This is a genomic window from Streptomyces sp. NPDC001787, assembly GCF_040297465.1.
In the GTDB taxonomy this organism is placed as follows: domain Bacteria; phylum Actinomycetota; class Actinomycetes; order Streptomycetales; family Streptomycetaceae; genus Streptomyces.
In genome coordinates, this window is record NZ_JBEOZE010000007.1 from 122,432 (window position 1) to 141,618 (window position 19,187).

Below are 19,187 nucleotides of genomic sequence, written 5' to 3' on the forward strand. Positions count from 1 at the left end.
GTACTTTTTGTTCCCTGGATGTGCCCCGTAGGCTTGCCCCATGACCACACAGGGCCAGGGGCTGCATACACATGTGCTGGACACCCTGGGTCTGGAGATCGCCTCCGGCCAGTGCCCGCCGGGCACGGTGCTGCGTACCGACGAGCTGGCACAGCGCTTCGACGTCTCCCGTACGGTCGTGCGCGAAGTGGTCCGCGTCCTGGAGTCCATGCACCTGGTCGAGTCCCGGCGCCGGGTCGGGGTGACCGTGCGGGCGGCCGAGGCCTGGAACGTCTACGACCCCCAGGTCATCCGCTGGCGGCTGGCCGGCCGTGACCGGCCGCGGCAGCTGCGCTCGCTGACCGTCCTGCGCTCGGCCATCGAACCCGTCGCCGCCCGCCTCGCCGCCCGCAACGCCACGCCCCAGCAGTGCGCGGAGCTCACCGAACGCGCCCTCGGCATGGTCGCCACCTCGCGCGGCCAGCAGCTGGAGGGATATCTGGAACACGACATCGCCTTCCACCGGATCGTCCTCAACGCCTCCGGCAACGAGATGTTCGCCCGTCTCGGTGACGTGGTCGCCGAGGTCCTGGCGGGCCGCACGCACCACCAGGTGATGTTCGAGGACCCCGACCCGGCCGCGGTCACGCTCCACGTCCGCCTCGCCGAGGCCGTACGCGAACGGGACGCGGACGGGGCGGAGCGCCTCACCAAGGAGATCGCGGTGGGTGCCCTCCACGAACTGGACGTCCTCGCGCCCTGACCGGGGGGCCGCGCGGGACGTGCCGGACAGGCCCTACGCCGTCCCGCCCCGCACATGCGCCAACCGCCCCGCGGCAGCCGCGAGCACCATCTCCAGCGCCGCGGGATACCCGCTGCGCTCCATCTCCGCGACCAGCACCCCGGCCGTCGCCGCGATATGCGGATGCGTCCGGGCCGGCAGCCGCGCGTACGTCTCCCGCCAGGTCCGGTCCTCCAGATCCCGGGCCCGGTCCGGAAGTGCCAGCGTCGACGCGTCGAGCGCGGCGAACGACAGCGTCTGGTCGACGAACACGTGGTAGATCCGGACGGCCTCCGCGTCCGGGAACCCCGCCCCGCGCAGCACCCCGAGGATCGCGTCGACCGACCGGATCTCGTGCCTGCGCCCCGTCACCCGGGCGCAGGCCAGCACGGCGGCCTGCGGATGCGCCATGTAGTCCGCGTGCATCCTCAGCCCCAGCGCCCGCAGATCGGCCCGCCAGTCACCCGTGGGGCGCCAGCTGTTCAGCGTACGGCCGATCAACTCGTCGGCCACCGCCAGCAGCAGCTCGTCCGTGTCCCTGAAGTACCGGTAGACGGCGCTCGGATCGCACCCCAGCGCCGCGCCGAGCCGGCGCACCGTCAGCGCCGCCGCCCCGTGCTCGCCGATCAGTCTCAGCGTCGTCTCCACGATCAGCTGCTCGGACAGAACCGTGCCGCCCTTGGTGGGACGTCTGCGCCGACGCGCGCTCTCCGGCACCACCCGCTCGCTCGCACCCATGGGGCGCACCTTATGACAACGGCGTTGACGTGTGAACCCGGTGAGGAGTTCGATGTGCCGCCATCGGGGCCGAACGGTGCCCCTCGGCGAAGGAGCGACGGTGACGGCCTCAACGACCCCGTACAGCAGCGACCCACCGGCCCCCGAGCCCCCGCAGGCCCTGCGCAAGAGCCTCGGCGTCATCGACGGCGTGGCCATCGCCGCCTCCTCCACGGCGGCGACCACCAGCATCGGCATCGGCCTCGGCGTCACCGCGGGCGCCGTCGGCCTGCATCTGCCGATCATCATGCTGCTCGCCTTCCTGCCGATCCTGGGCATCGCGAGCGCCTACTCACGGCTCAACAGGGTCGAGCCGAACATGGGCAGCGGCTACGTCTGGGTCGGCCGCTCCCTCAGCCCCTGGCTGGGCTTCCTCGTCGGCTGGATCGCCATCGCCGCCACGGTCGTCTTCCTCTCGTACACCACGACCGTCACCGGCTCCGCCCTCATCCAGCTCGCGGGCGAGGCAGGGCTGCGCGAGCTCGCCGGCCTCCGCCTCGATCCCGACTCCACCGCCCAGGCGACCGCCCTCGGGATAGCCGTGCTGGTGGCCGTCACCTTCACCGCGATCACCGGCCTCCGGGCCGCCGCCACCTTCCAGAAGTACCTGCTCGTCTTCGAGTACGCCGTCCTGCTCGGCTTCTGCGGATACGGGCTCGTCGTCGGCCCCCACCCGTTCAGCCTGGACTGGATCAACCCGTTCACCATCCCGTCGGGACAGCAGTTCGCCCAGGGGCTCCTGCTCTCGGTGTTCTGCTACTGGGGCTTCGAGTCCTCCTTCAGCGTCACCGAGGAGGTCCGTGATCCCGAGGACGCCTCACGGGCCGGGACCATCACCCTCTTCACCATGCTCGGCCTCTTCCTCCTCGGCTCCTTCGCCTTCCAGCGGGTGCTGTCGCTCGACGAACTGACCGCCAACGGAGCCCAGGGCCTTACCTACTTCGGCGACCGTCTGGCCGGGCAGCCGCTCGCCGCGCTCCCGCTCGTCGCCCTCACCTTCTCCGCCGTGGCATCTCTCCAGTCGGGTGTGATCCCCACCGTCCGCGGCATGTTCGCCATGGGACGCGACCGTACGCTCGGCCCGCTGTGGAGCAAGGTCAGCCCCCGCTACGGAACCCCGGCGGCCGGGACCGTCGCCATCGGCTGCGTCGCCGCCGCCGTGGCCGTGCTCTCCCTGGTCATCCCGAAGGTCGGCGACAGCATCCTGGCCTCGGTCAACGCGATCGGCGTCGTCGTCTCCCTCTACTACGCGCTGACCGCCCTGGCGGCAGCCGCCCGCTTCCGCGGCACCCTGCGCGAGAGCCGGCCGGAGGCGCTGCGGGCGGTCGTTCTCCCCGTCCTGAGCGCCGCCGTGCTGCTCGGTCTCGGCGGCTATCTGAGCTGGACCTTCTACACCTCCGCCGATCACTTCGAGGTCAGCCCGGACAACGGCTGGTTCATGCTCCTGTGCCCGGCGGTCATGGTGCTGACCGGCGTGATCGCGGCGGCCTGGGCCAAGTGGGTAAGGAAGTCCCCGTACTTCGTCACCGGCCGCTCCGTCCCTCCGGCCGTCGTGGAAGCTGCCTGACGCCGCACCGCACCCCACCGCGCACCCCACCCCGCACCCCGACGGACCGAAACGGAACCACCCATGCGCCACACACCCGCCGATCTCGTCCTCACCGGCGGCCCCGTCCTCACGATGGACCCGGCCCGCACCCGCGCCACCACCCTCGCCGTCACCGGCGACCGGATCACCGCGGTCGGCCACGACGAGGTCCGTGAGCTCATCGGCCCCCGGACCGAGGTCGTCGATCTCGCCGGACGCCTGCTCGTCCCCGGCTTCCAGGACGCCCACATCCACCCGGTCACCGCCGGACTGGAACTCGCGCAGTGCGATCTCACGGACACCCGTACGGCGGCGGACACCATCGCCGCGGTACGCGCCTACGCCGACCGGCTGCCCGAACAGGAATGGATCACCGGCGGAGGCTGGTCCATGGACGCCTTCGAGGGAGGGGCACCGACCAGGGACCTGCTCGACGCGGTCGTACCCGACCGCCCCGTCCACCTGGTCAACCGCGACCACCACGGCGCCTGGGTCAACTCCCGCGCCCTGGAACTCGCCGGCATCACCCGGGACAGCCCCGAACCGGCCGACGGACGCATCGAGCGCGACGGTCGGGGCGAGCCCACCGGGCTGCTCCAGGAGGGCGCCATGGACCTGGTCGCCCGTCTCACCCCGCGCTCCACCCCCGCCGACCGGCTCGCCGCGCTGCTGCGGGCCCAGCGGATCCTCCACGGATACGGCATCACCGCCTGGCAGGACGCCATCATCGGCTCCTACGGCTCGATGGACGACGCCGCCGACGCCTATCTCACCGCCGCGCGGGACGGGTCGCTCACCGCCCGGGTCGCCGGCGCCCTGTGGTGGGACCGCGAGCGGGGCGCCGAGCAGATCCCCGAACTGGTCGCCAGACGCGCGGAGCTGAGCGCCGGCCGGTTCCGGGCCGGCTCCGTGAAGATCATGCAGGACGGGGTCGCCGAGACCGGGACGGCCGCGCTCCTCACCCCGTACCTCGACGCCTGCGGCTGCGCCACCGCGAACAGCGGCACCAGCTTCATCGACCCCGTGGCACTGCGCGGATACGTCACCGAACTCGACGCCCTCGGCTTCCAGGCCCACTTCCACGCGCTCGGCGACCGCGCCGTACGCGAGGCCCTGGACGCGGTCGAGGCCGCCCGCGCCGCCAACGGACGCCGCGACACCCGCCCCCACCTCGCCCACCTCCAGGTCGTCCACCCGGACGACATCCCCCGCTTCCGGGAACTCGGCGCCACGGCCAACATCCAGCCCCTCTGGGCCGCGCACGAACCGCAGATGGACGAGCTGACCATCCCCTTCCTCGGCCCCGAGAGGGCCGCCCTGCAATATCCGTTCGGCGCGCTCCTGAGCGCGGGCGCCACCGTCGCGGCGGGCAGCGACTGGCCGGTCAGCAGCGCCGATCCGCTCCACGGCATCCACACGGCCGTCAACCGGATCACACCGGGTGGCGAAGGCCCCGCCTTCCTCCCCGGCCAGCGCATCACGCTCACCTCCGCCATCGCGGCGTACACGGCGGGATCCGCCCATGTGAACCACCTCGACGACACCGGATCGCTCCGCGCCGGGGCCCTCGCCGACCTGGTCGTCCTGGACCGCGACCCGTACGCCGGCCCGGCCGACGAGATCGGCGCGACCCGTGTACTGCACACCTATGTGGGCGGCCGGAAGGTCCACGACGCGGAGGACGGACCTTCGACGGCGTGACCGGGCGGCCCCGCGGACGTGATGCTCCGCGGGGCCGCCGCCGCACTTCATGAGGCGTACGGTTGTCCGTGATCAATCCTCACAAGAGCCTCATTCGGAAACAGGGAGTCCACGGTATGGCGCAGCAGGTGCAAGGGGTCATCGCACCGGGCAGGAACGAGCCGGTGCGGGTCGAGACGATCGTGATCCCGGACCCCGGTCCCGGTGAGGCCGTGGTGAAGATCCAGGCGTGCGGTGTCTGCCACACCGACCTGCACTACAAGCAGGGCGGCATCAACGACGACTTCCCGTTCCTGCTGGGGCACGAGGCCGCGGGCGTCGTGGAGTCCGTCGGCGACGGGGTCACGGACGTCGAGCCGGGCGACTTCGTCATCCTGAACTGGCGCGCGGTGTGCGGACAGTGCCGTGCCTGTCTGCGCGGCCGGCCCTGGTACTGCTTCGACACCCACAACGCGAAGCAGAGGATGACCCTGCTGGACGGCACCGAGCTGTCGCCCGCCCTCGGCATCGGCGCGTTCGCCGAGAAGACCCTGGTCGCCGCGGGCCAGTGCACCAAGGTCGACCCCGAGGTGTCCCCGGCCGTCGCCGGACTGCTCGGCTGCGGTGTCATGGCGGGCATCGGCGCCGCCATCAACACCGGCGAGGTCGGCCGCGGCGACTCGGTCGCCGTCATCGGCTGCGGCGGCGTCGGGGACGCGGCCATCGCCGGTGCCCGGCTGGCGGGCGCGGCGAGGATCATCGCCGTGGACATCGACGACCGCAAGCTGGAGACGGCGAAGAAGATGGGTGCCACGCACACCGTCAACTCCCGTGCCACCGACCCGGTCGAGGCGATCCGCGCGCTGACCGGCGGCAACGGCGCCGACGTCGTCATCGAGGCGGTCGGCCGCCCGGAGACGTACAAGCAGGCCTTCTACGCCCGCGACCTGGCCGGCACGGTCGTCCTGGTCGGCGTTCCGACCCCGGAGATGCAGCTCGAACTGCCGCTCATCGACGTCTTCGGACGCGGAGGCTCCCTGAAGTCCTCCTGGTACGGCGACTGCCTGCCCTCGCGCGACTTCCCCATGCTGATCGACCTGCACCAGCAGGGCCGCATCGACCTCGGCGCGTTCGTCACCGAGACCATCGGGCTCGGCGACATCGAGCAGGCCTTCGCCCGCATGCACGACGGGGACGTCCTGCGCTCGGTGGTGGTCTTCTGATGACCGCCCGCATCGACCACCTCGTCACCTCCGGCACCTTCGCCCTCGACGGCGGCGAGTGGGACGTCGACAACAACGTCTGGATCGTCGGCGACGACACCGAGGCGGTCGTCATCGACGCCGCCCACGACGCCGACGCCATCCTGTCCGCGCTCGGCGGCCGTACGCTGCGCGCGGTCATCTGCACACACGCGCACAACGACCACATCGACGCGGCCCCGGCCCTCGCCGCCGCCACCGGCGCACCGGTCCTGCTGCACCCGGACGACCTGCCCCTGTGGAAGCAGACCCACCCGGACCGCGCACCCGACGGCGAACTGGCCGACGGCCAGGAGCTGGAGATCGCCGGTACGGTCCTGAAGGTCCTGCACACCCCGGGCCACGCCCCGGGCGCGGTCTGTCTGTACGCCCCCGGGCTCGCCACCGTCTTCACCGGTGACACCCTCTTCCAGGGCGGGCCCGGCGCCACCGGCCGTTCGTTCTCCCACTTCCCGACGATCGTGGACTCGATCAGGGACCGGCTGTTCGCCCTGCCCGCGGAGACCACCGTCCGTACCGGACACGGCGGCTCCACCACCATCGGCGCGGAGTCCCCGCACCTGGACGAGTGGATCGCCCGCGGCCACTGACCCCGCCGTGCACCGGGCAGTGCACCGCTCCGTTCACCGCCTCGTTCACTGCTCCGGCCACGCGGAGAGCCGCAGCCCGCTCTCGAAGCGGCGCGGTTCTCCCGTGACCGGGTCGGTGAACTCCAGCGTCCTGGCGAGCAGCTGGAGCGGACGCGCCCAGTCCTCCGGTGTGCGCTCCGGCACCACCACCGGGTAGAGCGGATCGTGCACGAGCGGGAGACCCAGGCCGTTCATATGGACCCGCAGCTGATGGGTCCGTCCGGTGGCGGGCAGCAGCCGGTAGCGGCCCAGCCCGCCCCGGTGCCCCAGCAGCTCGATCCGGCTCTCGCTGTTCGCCGGGCCCGGTTCCTCCCGGGCGGCGAGCACCCCCCGCTCCTTGACGATCCGGCTCCGTACGGTGCGGGGGAGGCCGAGCGACGGATCGTAGGGGGCCACCGCCTCGTACTCCTTGCGCACGAGCCGGTCCCGGAACAGCGTCTGGTACGCGCCCCGCTCCCCGGGCCGCACGACCAGGAGCACCAGCCCCGCGGTCAGCCGGTCCAGCCGGTGGGCGGGCTGCAGCGCGGGCAGGTCCAGCTCGCGGCGCAGCCGGGCCACCGCGGTCTCGGTGATGTGCCGGCCGCGGGGAGTGGTGGCCAGGAAGTGCGGCTTGTCGGCGATGACGAGGTGTTCGTCGCGGTACACGACACCGACGGGGAAGGGCACCGGCTCCTCCGGCGCGAAGTCCCGGTGGAACCAGATCAGGCGCCCGGCGGTGTACGGCTCGTCGCCGCCCACCGCACCGCCGTCCGCGCCCACGAACCTGCCCTCGTCGAGCATCGCGGCCACCCTCCCCGCCCCGATCGCCCCCGCGAACCGCTCCAGCAGATGGTCCCGGACGGTGGCCCAGGAGCCATCGGCGTCCTCCGGCAGCCGCACCCGCACGGCATCGACCCCGTTCCGCTGCGGCAGCGGTGCGGCGGGCGGCCTCCCGCGCCCCCTCACCGGCGGACGCCGGACGGGGCGGCAGCGGGAGCGCGGTACCGGCTGTCGGCGGTCGTACGGGGCATACGGGCGTCCTCCCTGCGGGCGGCGGTGCGCGAGGCGTCGCCGTGCGCCCGGACGCACAGCGCGAAATGGCCTCCATCGCGTTCACGATGAAGGCCACTACGGTGTACTGCGTGGTGTCCGAGGGGGGACTTGAACCCCCACGCCCGATAAAGGGCACTAGCACCTCAAGCTAGCGCGTCTGCCATTCCGCCACCCGGACAAGGTGTCTGTCTCGCGGGCCCGGCCCGTTCCGACGTGGAAAACCATAGCAAACAATCGGGGGTGCTCGATCACGCACCGGCAGGCGTGAACGGCGCATGACGGGGGGTGGGTGCCCTTGGGTGCGCGGGGCGGGCGCGGGAGGATGAGAGGGAGCACCACAGCGACAGCGGAAGGAAGCAGTGTGAGCGAGACCAACGTGGCCCGGACCGTATCCGGCGAGGACGAGGTCGTGGACCTCTGCCGTGAGCTGATCCGGATCGACACCAGCAACTACGGCGACCACTCGGGCCCCGGTGAGCGGCTCGCCGCCGAGTACGTCGCGGAGAAGCTCGCCGAGGTCGGGCTCGAACCGCAGATCTTCGAGTCCCACAAGGGCCGTGCCTCCACCGTGGCCCGGATCGAGGGCGAGGACCCGTCGAGGCCCGCGCTGCTCATCCACGGGCACACCGATGTCGTCCCGGCCAACGCGGCCGACTGGACCCATGACCCGTTCTCGGGGGAGATCGCGGACGGCTGTGTGTGGGGCCGGGGTGCCGTCGACATGAAGGACATGGACGCCATGACCCTCGCGGTCGTCCGTGACCGCATGCGCAGCGGCCGCAAGCCCCCGCGCGACATCGTGCTGGCCTTCGTCGCGGACGAGGAGGCGGGCGGCACCTACGGCGCCCGTTACCTGGTCGACAACCACCCCGGGCTGTTCGAGGGGGTCAACGAGGCGATCAGCGAGGTCGGCGGGTTCTCCTTCACCGTCAACGAGAAGCTGCGGCTCTACCTCGTCGAGACCGCCCAGAAGGGCATGCACTGGATGAAGCTGACCGTGGACGGCACCGCCGGCCACGGCTCGATGATCCACAAGGACAACGCCATCACCGAGCTGTCCGAGGCCGTCGGGCGGCTGGGCCGGCACAAGTTCCCGGTGCGGGTGACCAAGACGCTGCGGCACTTCCTCGACGAGCTCTCGGACGCCCTGGGCACGGAGCTGGACCCCGAGAACATGGAGGAGACGCTCGCCAAGCTGGGCGGTATCTCCAAGCTCATCGGCGCCTCGCTGCAGAACACCGCGAACCCGACCCAGCTCGGCGCGGGCTACAAGGTCAACGTCATTCCGGGACAGGCGACCGCCCATGTGGACGGCCGGTTCCTGCCGGGGTACGAGGAGGAGTTCCTGGCCGACCTGGACCGGATTCTCGGCCCGAACGTGAAGCGCGAGGACGTGCACGCGGACAAGGCCCTGGAGACCACGTTCGACGGTGCCCTCGTCGACGCGATGCAGACGGCGCTGGTCGCCGAGGACCCGATCGCGCGGGCCGTTCCCTACATGCTCTCGGCAGGCACCGACGCCAAGTCCTTCGACGACCTGGGTATCCGGGGGTTCGGTTTCGCCCCGCTGAAGCTGCCGCCGGAGCTCGACTTCGCCGGGATGTTCCACGGAGTGGACGAGCGGGTGCCGGTCGACGGTCTGCAGTTCGGCGTGCGGGTGCTCGACCGGTTCATCGACAACTGCTGAAGCCCCGGTACGTATTCGCCTGTCTGTGCGTATGTGACCGGAAAGAGTGAAACGGGTTGCCCACTCGTAGCCCCGTTAACCACTCCTCGTTACAAGGGATGCGGTCCGCGGCTGGGACCGCATTTCCAACGAGGAGGAATAATGATCAAGAAGGTCGTCGCAATCGCGGCTGCTACCGGTGGTCTGGTGCTCGCGGGTGCGGGCATGGCTGCCGCCGACGCCGGTGCCCAGGGTGCCGCTGTCGGCAGCCCCGGCGTGCTCTCGGGCAACGTCGTCCAGGTTCCGGTCCACGTGCCGATCAACGTGTGCGGCAACACGATCTCCGTGATCGGCCTGCTGAACCCCGCCTTCGGCAACACCTGCGTCAACGCGTGACGTTGTGCGTCAACCCGTAAGGGTTTGAGCCCGGCCGGTCCCGGAGTGCGTGCCATGCACTCCGGGGCCGCTCGGCATTCGGCCCTCGCACGGTCGTGTCCGGGGGTATTTCGAAAGGCAGAAGGCAGGAAACGAACCTATGCGACAGGTCACTCGTAAAGGCCTGATCACCATCGCGGCAGCGGGCGGAGTGCTCGCGCTCAGTGGTGGCTACGCACACGCCGACGCCGGGGCGAACGGCGCGGCGATCAATTCCCCGGGGGTACTGTCCGGGAATTCGGTCCAGATTCCGGTCGAGGTGCCGGTCAATCTGTGCGGGAACTCCGTGAACGTGGGCGGACTGCTGAACCCGACGTTCGGCAACGACTGCGAGAACGGGACGTCGGGGACCGCGTCGCACGCCGGTGCGGCCGACAGCGGCGGCTCGGGCAACCACGCGGCGGCGGGCGGTACCACCGCGCAGGCGCCGGGCGGTGACGCCGGGACGGCGGGTAGCGGGACCGGCGGTGGGAAGCACCGTGCCCCCGGCGCCTCGGCGGAGGGCACGGCGCAGGGGTCCCCCGGACTCCTGTCCGGCAACAACGTCGCGGTGCCGATCGACATCCCCGTGAACGCCTGCGGCAACAGCGTCACCATCGGCGGGCTCCTCAACCCCACCTTCGGCAACAGCTGTGGCAACGGCGCCGGGATCACCCCGCCGCGGCCGGAGGTGCCCGTCACACCGGAGACGCCCCTCACCCCGCCGGTGAACAGCCCGCCCGAGCCCAACGCTCCGCAGGCGCAGAACCACCCCGGCGAGCAGCTCGCACAGACCGGTGGCGGCGGGCTCGACCTGCTGATCCCGGCGGGCGCGGGTCTGCTTCTGGCCGGTGTCGGATCCGTGCTGTACCGCCGCTCCCGGAGCGCGGCGTAGCGGCTCGGTGACGGTCGCGGACCGTACGGTGACACGGAGCGGGCCCCCTATCCGCGGGGCCCGCTCCGTGTCACCAAGTGGCCCGTATCTGACGGATGATCCGTCTGCGCAGCCGCACTCTGCGGCTGCCGTCGAGGCGCAGGGTCAGGCGGTCCAACTCCCAGTGCCCGTACTCGGCGTGGTCGGTCAGCAGTCGGGCCGCATCGTTGCGGGACACCCCGCGCGGCACGTACACGTCGATAAATTCGTATTCCGGCATCGCATCTATTGTGCGGGCACAGCCCCGGTACGGATAGCGTCTGCTCTATGTCTGATGCTGTGCAGCCCACCGCTGCCGAGGTACGTGCCGCCGCCGAAGCGGTCAAAGCCGCGCTCGACCATCACCTCGACGCGGTCGAACGCCGTACTGGGGACGACGACCCCGCCGTCTATGACGCGTTCAATGAACTGGCCGCCGCGGCCGAGGTCTACGACGAACTCCTCTACCACCGCTACGACGAGGTCACCCCCTTCGAGATCCCCGGGGCGGACGACTCCCTGCCGCCCTACGCCGGTCCCGGGGAGCCCGGCGCGCTGAGCGTGCTGATCCGGCGTGACTACACAGTCGTGGAACCCCCGCGACTGCTCGCTCAGGCACAGCGCCTCGCAGATCTGGAATCGGACGACCTGGGCACGGGGAACGGCCCTGTCGTCGGCACCAGCGTCCATGCCGCGCTCGGCGTGCTCTTCGGTGAGTACGAACCGGACGAGATCGCCTCCCGGCACAAGGAGTTCGGCCTGGAGGAAGGCGACTCCACGCTCTGGGTCACGGCCGCCGACGTGCCGCCCGAGCCGGGCGAATGGCTCGGGGCACCGTTCGACCACGCCGATCCCCAGCTCGTGGTGTGCCGGTTCGACGTGAGCTCGGTCTTCGACGAGGAGGAGCTGGACGAGGACCTGGACGACCTGACGGCAGGCACCTCCTGAACACCCGGTGAGTGCCCGCCGGCCGTGGCCCCCGGTGCGCCGGGGGCCACAGTGCTGCCGGGACAGTCCTCAGGACTCGGCGCCAGGGGTCGGCAGAGCCTCCAGCAGGGGGCGCAGCCGCGTTGTCCGCTCCTGGGCGGGGATCCGGGCGACCGCGTGCGCGAGCGCCTGGTCCACGCCGTGCACGACGGACAGATGCCGCTCCCCGCGGCTGAAGGCGGTGTACACCCAGGGGCGGCTGAGCCCCTGCGCGGCGTCGCCGGGCAGCACGACGACCGCTGCGGGCCAGCGCATCCCGGCCGCCTGGTGGGCGCTGAGAGCCCAGCCGTGCCGCACGGCCGACTCCACCCGGTCCTGGGGTACGACGACGGGGACGCCCGCGCAGTCCAGGCGCAGTCCCTCGGCGTCGGCCGAGAGCACCACCCCGGGCACGGTCCGGCCGGGTGCGGGGACATGGACGACGCGGTCGCCGGGATCGAAGCCGCCGAACCGGCCGGGGCCGGGGTTCAGCCGCTGCTTAAGCGCGGCGTTCAGCGTCCGGGTGCCCGCCGAGCCGCCATGCCCGACGGTGATCACCTGCGTCTCGGCGGAGGCGATGCCGAAGGCTCGCGGAACCGAGTCGGCGACCAGCTGAACGGTGCGGTGGACCGCCTCGCCCGCATCGCGCACGGGGACGATCACCACCTCCTTGCCCGGTGCCTCGACCTGGTTCAGCTCACCGATGCCGATGCCGGAGACCAGCTCGCCGACCGGGCCCGGGTCCGGTGTACGGGACACGACCTGCGGGCACGCCCGCGCGGCCAGCACATCCGCGAACACCCGGCCCGCGCCCGCCGAACCCAGCACACCGGGGTCGCCGCTCAGCACCAGCCGGGTGCCGTCCGCGAGGGACTCCACCAGGATCGCCGCCGCCTCCACGTCCAGCTGCGGGGCGTCCAGCACGACCAGCAGATCCAGGGCCAGCGCGCCGTCCTCGTCCCGCCCGGGGCCCTCGGCGCCGGTGAGCAGCCCGGCGACGGTGACCGCCGACCGCGGGTCGCCCACCGACCGGGCCAGCCTGTCGCGGCCGTCCTCGCTGTGGGTGGCGCCGAGGGCGCGCAGCCCCAGGCCCCGGGCCGCCGCGATCAGGGCGGCCGGTTCGGCGCGGGCCGCCTCGCCACCGCTGTGGGTGACCAGTCCGCCGGTGGCGGCCGTACGGATCAGCTCGGCCGCCGACGGGGACGGGGCGGCAGCCGCGGCGGCGGACCAGTCGGCGGTCTTCTCGCAGGCGTTGACCAGCCGCGCCAGACCGTCGGCGAGGCTCTCCTCGGCCAGTGCGTACCGGTCGAGGCCCAGCAGCACCTGGACCGGCTCCGGAGCCTGACCGGCGCCGTCCTGCCGGTCCGCGAGGCTCTCGCCGTCGCCCTCCGTGTCCTCCCCGTCCTCGGGGCCGGGCTCGTCCGCGGCCTCCGCCGCGTCCAGTCCGTCCTGGAAGACCAGCACGACGCCCTCGGCGACGGCGTGCTCCACGGCCGCTTCGGGGTCGCTCACCGCGCGCTCGGCGAGCGCCGCCCGGACGTCCGAGGCATCCAGCGCCGTGTGGCCCTGGCGGGCCGCCCGCTCCAGCAGCCAGCCGACCAGTGCCGCCGTCCTGCGTTCGTCGTCCGGGCCGCATCCGGCGCCCAGCAGCGCCCGCGCGAACCCGTCCGCCTGCTCCGGGCCCACCCCGGGGACGGCGAGCAGCCGCCACGGGTCCTCGCGCAGGGCCTCGGCGGCCTGCTCGCCCAGCGCTTCGGCGGCCGGACGGGCCAGCGCCTCGGGAGCCCCGCCCTCGGCCAGCAGCGCCCGCACCGAGGTGGCCGCCCCGGGCGAGGCGCCGGGTGCCGCGGGGGCCGGCCCGGACGGCCGGGGGCGCGGCGCGTCGGGCTGCGTGGTGGCGGGGGCGGCGCGGCGGGGGGCGGGGGCGCTCGCGGGGGAGTCGAAGAACGCGGTGCCGGCCTTGTCGCCGCTCTCGACGGCCCGGACGGCCGCGAGGAGATCGGCGGCGGTGCCGCTGAGCTTCGTACCGGCCGGGATGGGTCCGGCCTTGTCGGCCTTGCGCTTCTCGATCCGCTCCCGCAGTTCGCGCTGGGCGGCGAGCTCGGCCTCCGCCTCGGAGCGCGCGGCGGCTTCCGCCGCGCCGGCCGTCTCCCCGGCCGTCCCGTCGGCCGTCTTGTCGGCGGTCCCCTCGGCCGTCAGGCCGTCCGGGGCCTGTGCCTCGGGTCCGCCGGACTCCGGCACGGCTTCGGAGGCGGTCCCGTCGTCGCCGTCGCCCTCAGCACTTCCGTCCGCGGCGGCTTCCGGACCGTCGCCCGTCGCCCCGTCCGGCGTGTCGGGGGCGTCCGGCTCCGGCGGGCCGTCCTCGGCCGAGGGGCCTGGGGTTTCCCCCCGGGGAAGCGCAGTCACAGAGTGCTCCAGTCCTGGTCGGGATAGCGGTGCACGGGCGCCGACACATCGTCGAGCGCCTGGCAGATCTCGTCAGGAAGACTAAGCGCCTCCACTGACAAAGCCTCTCTGAGCTGCTGCGCGTTGCGCGCGCCGATGATCGGGGCCGCCACCCCGGGCCGGTCCCGGACCCAGGCCAGCGCCACCTGGAGCGCCGTCGTGGCCAGGCCGTCCGCCGCCGTCGCCACCGCGTCGACGATCCGGCTCGCCGCGTCGTCGAGATAGGGCTCGACGAAGGGGGCCAGCTGATCGGAGGCGCCCCGGGAGCCGGACGGGGTGCCCAGCCGGTATTTCCCGGTCAGCACGCCGCGGCCCAGCGGGGACGAGGGCAGCAGGCCCACCCCGAGGTCCAGCGCGGCCGGCAGCACCTCCCGCTCGATGCCGCGCTGGAGCAGTGAGTACTCCATCTGCGTGCTGGCCAGCCGGGTGCGCACGCCGGGTGAGGCGAGCTGCCAGGTGGCCGCCTTGGCCAGCTGCCAGCCGCAGAAGTTCGACACTCCCGCGTACCGGACGCGGCCGGACGACACCGCCAGGTCCACCGCCTGCAGGGTCTCCTCCAGCGGGGTCGCCGGATCGAAGGCGTGGACCTGCCACAGGTCCACGTAGTCCGTGCCGAGCCGCTCCAGCGAGGCGTCCAGCGCTGCCAGCAGATGGCCGCGCGATCCGTCGAAGCGGCGGTAGGGATCGGGGACGCTGCCCGCCTTCGTCGCTATGACCAGATCCTGCCGGGGCACGAGGGTGTCCACGAGCTGCCCGAGCAGATACTCGGCCTCCCCGCCCCCGTACACATCGGCGGTGTCGACCAGGGTGCCGCCCGCGTCCCAGAAGGCCTTCAGCTGGTCGGCGGCGTCGTGCTCGTCGGTGTCCCGGCCCCAGGTGAGGGTGCCGAGCCCGATCCGGGACACGCGTAGGCCGGTACGGCCGAGTTGCCTCTGCTCCATGGGCGCTGAGATTACTGGCCATGGCCCCACGGAGTGGAGGCCTGTGGACAACCGATGGGCCACCGAGCCTGCCGGAACGCCGTGACGCGCGCTAGAGTCCGGACCACAGGGACGTTACTGATCAGTAAGGGGAGCGGCTATGCGGCTCGGCATCAATCTCGGTTACTGGGGCGCGGGCATGGACGGCGACAACCTCGCCGTCGCCCAGGAGGCCGACCGGCTCGGTTACGACGTGTGCTGGGCCGCCGAGGCCTACGGCTCCGACGCACCCACCGTCCTGGCCTGGGTCGCCGCGCAGACGGAGTCCATCGACGTCGGCTCCGCGATCCTGCAGATCCCGGCCCGTCAGCCCGCCATGACGGCGATGACCGCGGCCACCCTCGACTCCCTCTCCGGCGGACGCTTCCGGCTCGGCCTCGGGGTGTCGGGCCCGCAGGTCTCCGAGGGCTGGTACGGCGTCAAGTTCGACAAGCCGCTGGCCCGCACCCGTGAGTACGTCGAGATCGTCCGCAAGGCGATGTCCCGCGAGCGTCTCAGCCACGAGGGCCGGCACTGGACGCTGCCGCTGCCGGACGGTCCGGGCAAGCCGCTCAAGCTCACCGTCCACCCGCAGCGCGAGCACATCCCGCTCTACATCGCGGCCATCGGACCGAAGAACCTGGAGCAGACCGGCGAGATCGCCGACGGCGCCCTGCTGATCTTCCCGTCCGCCGACCACCTGGAGGACACCGCGGTGCGGCATCTGCGGGCGGGCCGCGAGAAGGCCGGGAAGACCATGGACGGCTTCGACGTGTGCCCCACCCTGCCGCTGGCCGTCGGCGACGACATCAACGGCCTGGCCGACATGTTCCGCCCCTACACCGCGCTCTACGTCGGCGGCATGGGCAGCCGCGAGCAGAACTTCTACAACAAGCTCGCCCGGCGCATGGGGTACGAGAAGGAAGCCGCCGAGATCCAGGACAGGTACCTGTCCGGCGACAAGAGCGGCGCCGCCGCCGCCGTACCGCACCGGCTCATCGACCAGACCACGCTGCTCGGGCCGGTGGAGCGGATCGCCGAGCGGATGCAGGCGTACGCCGCCGCCGGGGTCACCACCCTCACCCTCGCCCCGGCCGGCTTCACCCTCGACGAGCGGATCTCCGCCCTGCGCGCCGGCACGGACGCCCTGGAGCGCTCCGGCCTCGCCTGAGCACCGCGGGGGCGCCCGGGAGGCGGCCCGGGAGCCCCGGGCAGCGCTACGGCCGTGGTGGGGGCTCGGGGTCGACCCCGCCACGGCCGTCACACGGAACAACGCGCCGCGCGGCCGGCGGTTACGCGGCGCGTCGCCTCCCTGCCGCGCCCTTCTCCGGTTGCCGAGCGTCGCGTACCGCACTTGACTTTGCCTCTGCGGACACCCGTACGGAGGTGGCATTGATGCTCTCGGCAAAAAGCCTGTTCCAGGAGATCCTCGACGACGACGAGTCCTTCCGGCTCTTCTGTTCCATCGCCGCCAGCGGGGAGTCCCAGGGCGGCTGGGAGAACGGCCGGATCGCCGCTCTCGTCCCCGAGAGCCAGCGGGAACTGGCTCCCAGGATCGTCCGGCACGGCGCCGACGAGGACAAGCACGGCCGGATCTTCAACGCGCTGCTGAAGAAGCGCGGGCTGCGGCCCGTGGAGGTCCCGGGGGAGACCGACTACACGATGCTGCTGGAGAGCAACGGCATCGGCCTCGCGCACGGCCGGCTCAAGCGGGAGGAGCCGCTCTCCGAGCGCGACATCATCACCTATCTGGCCCACAGCAGGGTCACCGAGCAGCGGGCCTCGGAGCAGATGCGGCTGCTGTGCAGATACTTCGCCGACCACCCCGACATCGGACGCGCGGTGAGGATGATCTCCAACGACGAGGACAACCACCTCGCGTACTGCCACGAGGAACTGCTCCGCTTCGCCCGCGCCGGACACGGCCGTACGATCCAGCGCACCCTGCGGGAGTGCGCGCTGGCCGAGATCCGCGTCTACCGCGACGTCAGCCTCGCGGTGATGGCGCACATGGGCGAGGTGCTGCGCTGGCCCCGTGCCAAGGCCGCCGTGCTGGCGGCGGGCATCCACGCGATGTACGCGTACGAGCGTCTCGTCGGCTGGCGGCGCATGGTGAGCCTGGCACCGCCCGAGCGGCGTGACGCGCTGGGCGGCCCGGCGGTCGCCGAGGCCGAGTACGCGTGAGCCCGGCGGGCCCCGCCCCCTCCGATCCGGCTCCCGGACCGCAGCCGGCCGCCGAGGGCCGGCCGCCCGACCGCGCCGCTCAGAGCCAGCCGCGCCGCTTGAACTGGCGGTACAGGCCGATCACCGCGCAGGCCATCAGGCCGACCACCACCGGATAGGTCCACGCCCAGTGCAGCTCCGGCATGTGGTCGAAGTTCATGCCGTAGATGCCCGCCACCATCGTCGGGACGGCGGCCATGGCGGCCCAGGCGGAGATCTTGCGCATGTCGTCGTTCTGCCGCACGCCCATCTGCGCCAGGTGCGCCGACAGGATGTCCGAGAGGAGCCGGTCCAGGCCCTCCACCTGCTCGTTGGCGCGCGTCAGGTGGTCGGCGACATCGCGGAAGAACGGCTGGGAGTGTTCGTGGACGAACGGCACCCCCGCGCCGGCCAGCCGAGACATCGGCACCGCCAGGGGGCCGCTCGCCCGGCGGAACTCCAGCACCTGGCGCTTGAACGTGTAGATCTCGGCCGCGGTGTTCTTGGAGTTGCCGGTTCCGCTCGGTGCGAACACCTGGGTCTCCAGCTCCTCCAGGTCGACCTGGAGTTCGGCCGCGACATCGATGTAGTGGTCCACGACCGCGTCGCTGACCGCGTACAGCACCGCCGTGGGGCCGTGCTTGAGCACCTCGGGCTCGGCCTCCAGACGGCGGCGGACGGCCGCCAGCGGAGCGCCCTCGCCGTGCCGGACCGTCACCACGAACGAGTCGCCCATGAAGACCATCAGCTCATCGGCGCTGACCGTGTCGCTCTCGGGTTCGTAGACGATCGGCTTGATGACCGCGAACAGCGAGTCGTCGTACACCTCCAGCTTGGGCCGCTGGTGCGCGCTCAGCGCGTCCTCCACCGCCAGCGGGTGCAGCCCGAACTCGTGCCTGACCAGGTCGAACTCCTTCTCGGTCGGCTCGTGCAGCCCGATCCAGAGGAAGGCGTCCCCGGTGGCCCGCGCCTCGTCGAGCGCGTCGGAGAAGTCGGCGGGGCCGTCGGTACGGCGCCCATCTCGATAGATGGCACAGTCCACGATCATTCGGGACATACTTCCTGGTTATGGGCCACAACGTAGTTGGCACCGTCCACGATCACGGCGGGCATTCTTCCCTGCCGCCGCCCGCTGCGCACCTTTGACCGGCCATCTACCCTGGCCCGTATGCCCACGCTGATCCTCGTACGCCACGGACGCTCCACCGCCAACACAGCCGGAGTGCTCGCGGGCCGCACCCCCGGTGTCTCCCTCGACGAACGCGGTGCCGAGCAGGCCGCCGCACTCCCCGGACGGATGTCCGCGCTCACGCTCGCCGCCGCCGTCTGCAGTCCCCTGGAGCGCTGCCGCCAGACGCTCCAGCCGCTGCTCGACGCCCGCCCCGGCCTTCCCCTGCACACCGAGGAGCGGATCAGCGAGTGCGACTACGGGGACTGGTCGGGGCGCAAGCTCGCGGAGCTCTCCGACGAGCCGCTGATGACCGTCGTGCAGCAGCACCCCTCCGCGGCGGCGTTCCCCGGCGGTGAGTCCATGCGGGCCATGCAGGCCCGCGCCGTGGATGCCGTACGGGACTGGAACGCCCGCATCGAGGCGGAGCACGGCGATGACGCGACGTATGTGATGTGCTCGCACGGCGACATCATCAAGGCACTCGTCGCCGACGCGCTCGGCATGCATCTGGACCTGTTCCAGCGCATCCACGCCGACCCCTGCTCGGTCACGGCGATCCGCTACACACGGCTGCGCCCCTTCCTCCTCAGGCTCGGTGACACCGGCGACCTGGCCCCGCTGGCACCGCGCGAACGGACCGCCGGGGCCGACGCCTCGGCGTCCCCCGCCGGAGACGGTCCGGCGGACGCGGCGGTCGGGGGCGGCGCGGGGGCGCCGTGATCG

18 protein-coding genes and 1 tRNA gene are annotated in these 19,187 nt (G+C 72.2%); 12 read left to right on the forward strand and 7 right to left on the reverse strand.

Features of this window, described 5'->3' with window-relative positions; genetic code table 11:
- Positions 1-40 precede the first annotated feature (40 nt).
- A complete protein-coding gene (locus tag ABT170_RS12480; RefSeq protein WP_329945507.1) occupies positions 41-742 on the forward strand; it encodes a FadR/GntR family transcriptional regulator in 702 nt (233 codons plus the stop codon).
- 33 nt (positions 743-775) lie between these two features.
- Here the strand turns inward: ABT170_RS12480 and ABT170_RS12485 are convergent, their stop codons facing one another.
- Positions 776-1,498 (reverse strand): TetR/AcrR family transcriptional regulator, encoded by a 723-nt coding sequence (locus ABT170_RS12485; RefSeq protein WP_329945506.1) that lies wholly within the window; start codon positions 1,496-1,498, stop codon positions 776-778.
- A 52-nt stretch (positions 1,499-1,550) separates the two neighbouring features.
- Here ABT170_RS12485 and ABT170_RS12490 point away from each other — a divergent pair, with 52 nt between their 5' ends.
- The 4 genes from ABT170_RS12490 (at position 1,551) to ABT170_RS12505 (ending at position 6,657) form a co-directional block, all read left to right on the forward strand.
- On the forward strand, positions 1,551-3,104 hold the full coding sequence (locus ABT170_RS12490; protein WP_443034357.1) for an APC family permease: 1,554 nt from the start codon (positions 1,551-1,553) through the stop codon (positions 3,102-3,104).
- A gap of 63 nt (positions 3,105-3,167) precedes the next feature.
- Positions 3,168-4,826 (forward strand): amidohydrolase, encoded by a 1,659-nt coding sequence (locus ABT170_RS12495; RefSeq protein WP_351866416.1) that lies wholly within the window; start codon positions 3,168-3,170, stop codon positions 4,824-4,826.
- Between the two features lie 116 nt (positions 4,827-4,942).
- Positions 4,943-6,028 carry an S-(hydroxymethyl)mycothiol dehydrogenase gene (locus tag ABT170_RS12500; RefSeq protein ID WP_329945503.1) on the forward strand — a complete coding sequence of 362 codons (1,086 nt, stop codon included), beginning with the start codon at positions 4,943-4,945 and terminating at the stop codon, positions 6,026-6,028.
- Positions 6,028-6,657 (forward strand): MBL fold metallo-hydrolase, encoded by a 630-nt coding sequence (locus ABT170_RS12505; RefSeq protein ID WP_329945502.1) that lies wholly within the window; start codon positions 6,028-6,030, stop codon positions 6,655-6,657. The genes ABT170_RS12500 and ABT170_RS12505 overlap by 1 nt, the downstream gene beginning before the upstream one ends.
- 45 nt (positions 6,658-6,702) lie before the next feature.
- Here ABT170_RS12505 and ABT170_RS12510 read toward each other — a convergent pair whose 3' ends face one another.
- Both ABT170_RS12510 and ABT170_RS12515 read right to left on the reverse strand, forming a co-directional pair.
- Positions 6,703-7,641: a pseudouridine synthase gene (locus ABT170_RS12510; RefSeq protein WP_351866420.1), complete on the reverse strand. Its 939-nt coding sequence runs from the start codon at positions 7,639-7,641 to the stop codon at positions 6,703-6,705.
- Between the two features lie 177 nt (positions 7,642-7,818).
- Positions 7,819-7,906 (reverse strand) — tRNA-Leu (locus tag ABT170_RS12515).
- Positions 7,907-8,050: 144 nt separating this feature from the next.
- On the opposite strand from ABT170_RS12515, the gene ABT170_RS12520 reads away from it, so the two are divergent.
- From ABT170_RS12520 to ABT170_RS12530, 3 genes are all read left to right on the forward strand, one after another.
- Positions 8,051-9,415 carry a M20/M25/M40 family metallo-hydrolase gene (locus tag ABT170_RS12520; RefSeq protein ID WP_502970508.1) on the forward strand — a complete coding sequence of 455 codons (1,365 nt, stop codon included), beginning with the start codon at positions 8,051-8,053 and terminating at the stop codon, positions 9,413-9,415.
- 141 nt (positions 9,416-9,556) lie between these two features.
- Positions 9,557-9,790, forward strand: coding sequence for a chaplin ChpH (gene chpH, locus ABT170_RS12525; RefSeq protein WP_329945499.1), 234 nt, complete (start codon positions 9,557-9,559; stop codon positions 9,788-9,790).
- Between the two features lie 139 nt (positions 9,791-9,929).
- Positions 9,930-10,703 carry a chaplin family protein gene (locus tag ABT170_RS12530; protein WP_329945498.1) on the forward strand — a complete coding sequence of 258 codons (774 nt, stop codon included), beginning with the start codon at positions 9,930-9,932 and terminating at the stop codon, positions 10,701-10,703.
- A 70-nt stretch (positions 10,704-10,773) separates the two neighbouring features.
- Here ABT170_RS12530 and ABT170_RS12535 read toward each other — a convergent pair whose 3' ends face one another.
- Positions 10,774-10,962: a DUF5703 family protein gene (locus ABT170_RS12535; RefSeq protein WP_266929371.1), complete on the reverse strand. Its 189-nt coding sequence runs from the start codon at positions 10,960-10,962 to the stop codon at positions 10,774-10,776.
- A 47-nt stretch (positions 10,963-11,009) separates the two neighbouring features.
- On the opposite strand from ABT170_RS12535, the gene ABT170_RS12540 reads away from it, so the two are divergent.
- Positions 11,010-11,669: a hypothetical protein gene (locus ABT170_RS12540; protein WP_351866426.1), complete on the forward strand. Its 660-nt coding sequence runs from the start codon at positions 11,010-11,012 to the stop codon at positions 11,667-11,669.
- A gap of 69 nt (positions 11,670-11,738) precedes the next feature.
- On the opposite strand, the gene ABT170_RS12545 is transcribed toward ABT170_RS12540, so the two are convergent.
- Entirely contained in the window at positions 11,739-14,093 is a 2,355-nt protein-coding gene (locus tag ABT170_RS12545) for a helix-hairpin-helix domain-containing protein (RefSeq protein ID WP_351866429.1), read from the reverse strand.
- Positions 14,090-15,073, reverse strand: a complete 984-nt coding sequence (locus tag ABT170_RS12550) for an aldo/keto reductase (RefSeq protein ID WP_329945495.1) — start codon at positions 15,071-15,073, stop codon at positions 14,090-14,092. Before ABT170_RS12550 ends, ABT170_RS12545 begins: the two co-directional genes overlap by 4 nt.
- 139 nt (positions 15,074-15,212) lie before the next feature.
- Here ABT170_RS12550 and ABT170_RS12555 point away from each other — a divergent pair, with 139 nt between their 5' ends.
- Both ABT170_RS12555 and ABT170_RS12560 read left to right on the forward strand, forming a co-directional pair.
- The gene (locus ABT170_RS12555; protein ID WP_329945494.1) at positions 15,213-16,262 is read left to right on the forward strand and encodes an LLM class F420-dependent oxidoreductase; all 1,050 of its coding nucleotides are present in this window, start codon (positions 15,213-15,215) and stop codon (positions 16,260-16,262) included.
- Between the two features lie 224 nt (positions 16,263-16,486).
- Entirely contained in the window at positions 16,487-17,275 is a 789-nt protein-coding gene (locus ABT170_RS12560) for a ferritin-like domain-containing protein (protein ID WP_351866433.1), read from the forward strand.
- Between the two features lie 79 nt (positions 17,276-17,354).
- Here ABT170_RS12560 and corA read toward each other — a convergent pair whose 3' ends face one another.
- Entirely contained in the window at positions 17,355-18,350 is a 996-nt protein-coding gene (gene corA / locus ABT170_RS12565) for a magnesium/cobalt transporter CorA (RefSeq protein WP_329945492.1), read from the reverse strand.
- Positions 18,351-18,461: 111 nt separating this feature from the next.
- Between corA and ABT170_RS12570 the strand changes: the two genes are divergently transcribed.
- On the forward strand, positions 18,462-19,184 hold the full coding sequence (locus tag ABT170_RS12570) for a histidine phosphatase family protein (RefSeq protein ID WP_329945491.1): 723 nt from the start codon (positions 18,462-18,464) through the stop codon (positions 19,182-19,184).
- Positions 19,185-19,187 lie beyond the last annotated feature (3 nt).

Excerpts from the sequence above, each read along its gene's own strand:
- ABT170_RS12480 (WP_329945507.1), top strand. The coding sequence starts at position 41 with ATGACCACACAGGGCCAGGGGCTGCATACACATGTGCTGGACACCCTG.
- ABT170_RS12485 (WP_329945506.1), bottom strand. The coding sequence starts at position 1,498 with ATGGGTGCGAGCGAGCGGGTGGTGCCGGAGAGCGCGCGTCGGCGCAGA.
- ABT170_RS12490 (WP_443034357.1), top strand. The coding sequence starts at position 1,551 with ATGTGCCGCCATCGGGGCCGAACGGTGCCCCTCGGCGAAGGAGCGACG.
- ABT170_RS12495 (WP_351866416.1), top strand. The coding sequence starts at position 3,168 with ATGCGCCACACACCCGCCGATCTCGTCCTCACCGGCGGCCCCGTCCTC.
- ABT170_RS12500 (WP_329945503.1), top strand. The coding sequence starts at position 4,943 with ATGGCGCAGCAGGTGCAAGGGGTCATCGCACCGGGCAGGAACGAGCCG.
- ABT170_RS12505 (WP_329945502.1), top strand. The coding sequence starts at position 6,028 with ATGACCGCCCGCATCGACCACCTCGTCACCTCCGGCACCTTCGCCCTC.
- ABT170_RS12520 (WP_502970508.1), top strand. The coding sequence starts at position 8,051 with ATGAGAGGGAGCACCACAGCGACAGCGGAAGGAAGCAGTGTGAGCGAG.
- chpH (WP_329945499.1), top strand. The coding sequence starts at position 9,557 with ATGATCAAGAAGGTCGTCGCAATCGCGGCTGCTACCGGTGGTCTGGTG.
- ABT170_RS12530 (WP_329945498.1), top strand. The coding sequence starts at position 9,930 with ATGCGACAGGTCACTCGTAAAGGCCTGATCACCATCGCGGCAGCGGGC.
- ABT170_RS12535 (WP_266929371.1), bottom strand. The coding sequence starts at position 10,962 with ATGCCGGAATACGAATTTATCGACGTGTACGTGCCGCGCGGGGTGTCC.
- ABT170_RS12540 (WP_351866426.1), top strand. The coding sequence starts at position 11,010 with ATGTCTGATGCTGTGCAGCCCACCGCTGCCGAGGTACGTGCCGCCGCC.
- ABT170_RS12550 (WP_329945495.1), bottom strand. The coding sequence starts at position 15,073 with ATGGAGCAGAGGCAACTCGGCCGTACCGGCCTACGCGTGTCCCGGATC.
- ABT170_RS12555 (WP_329945494.1), top strand. The coding sequence starts at position 15,213 with ATGCGGCTCGGCATCAATCTCGGTTACTGGGGCGCGGGCATGGACGGC.
- ABT170_RS12560 (WP_351866433.1), top strand. The coding sequence starts at position 16,487 with ATGCTCTCGGCAAAAAGCCTGTTCCAGGAGATCCTCGACGACGACGAG.
- corA (WP_329945492.1), bottom strand. The coding sequence starts at position 18,350 with ATGTCCCGAATGATCGTGGACTGTGCCATCTATCGAGATGGGCGCCGT.
- ABT170_RS12570 (WP_329945491.1), top strand. The coding sequence starts at position 18,462 with ATGCCCACGCTGATCCTCGTACGCCACGGACGCTCCACCGCCAACACA.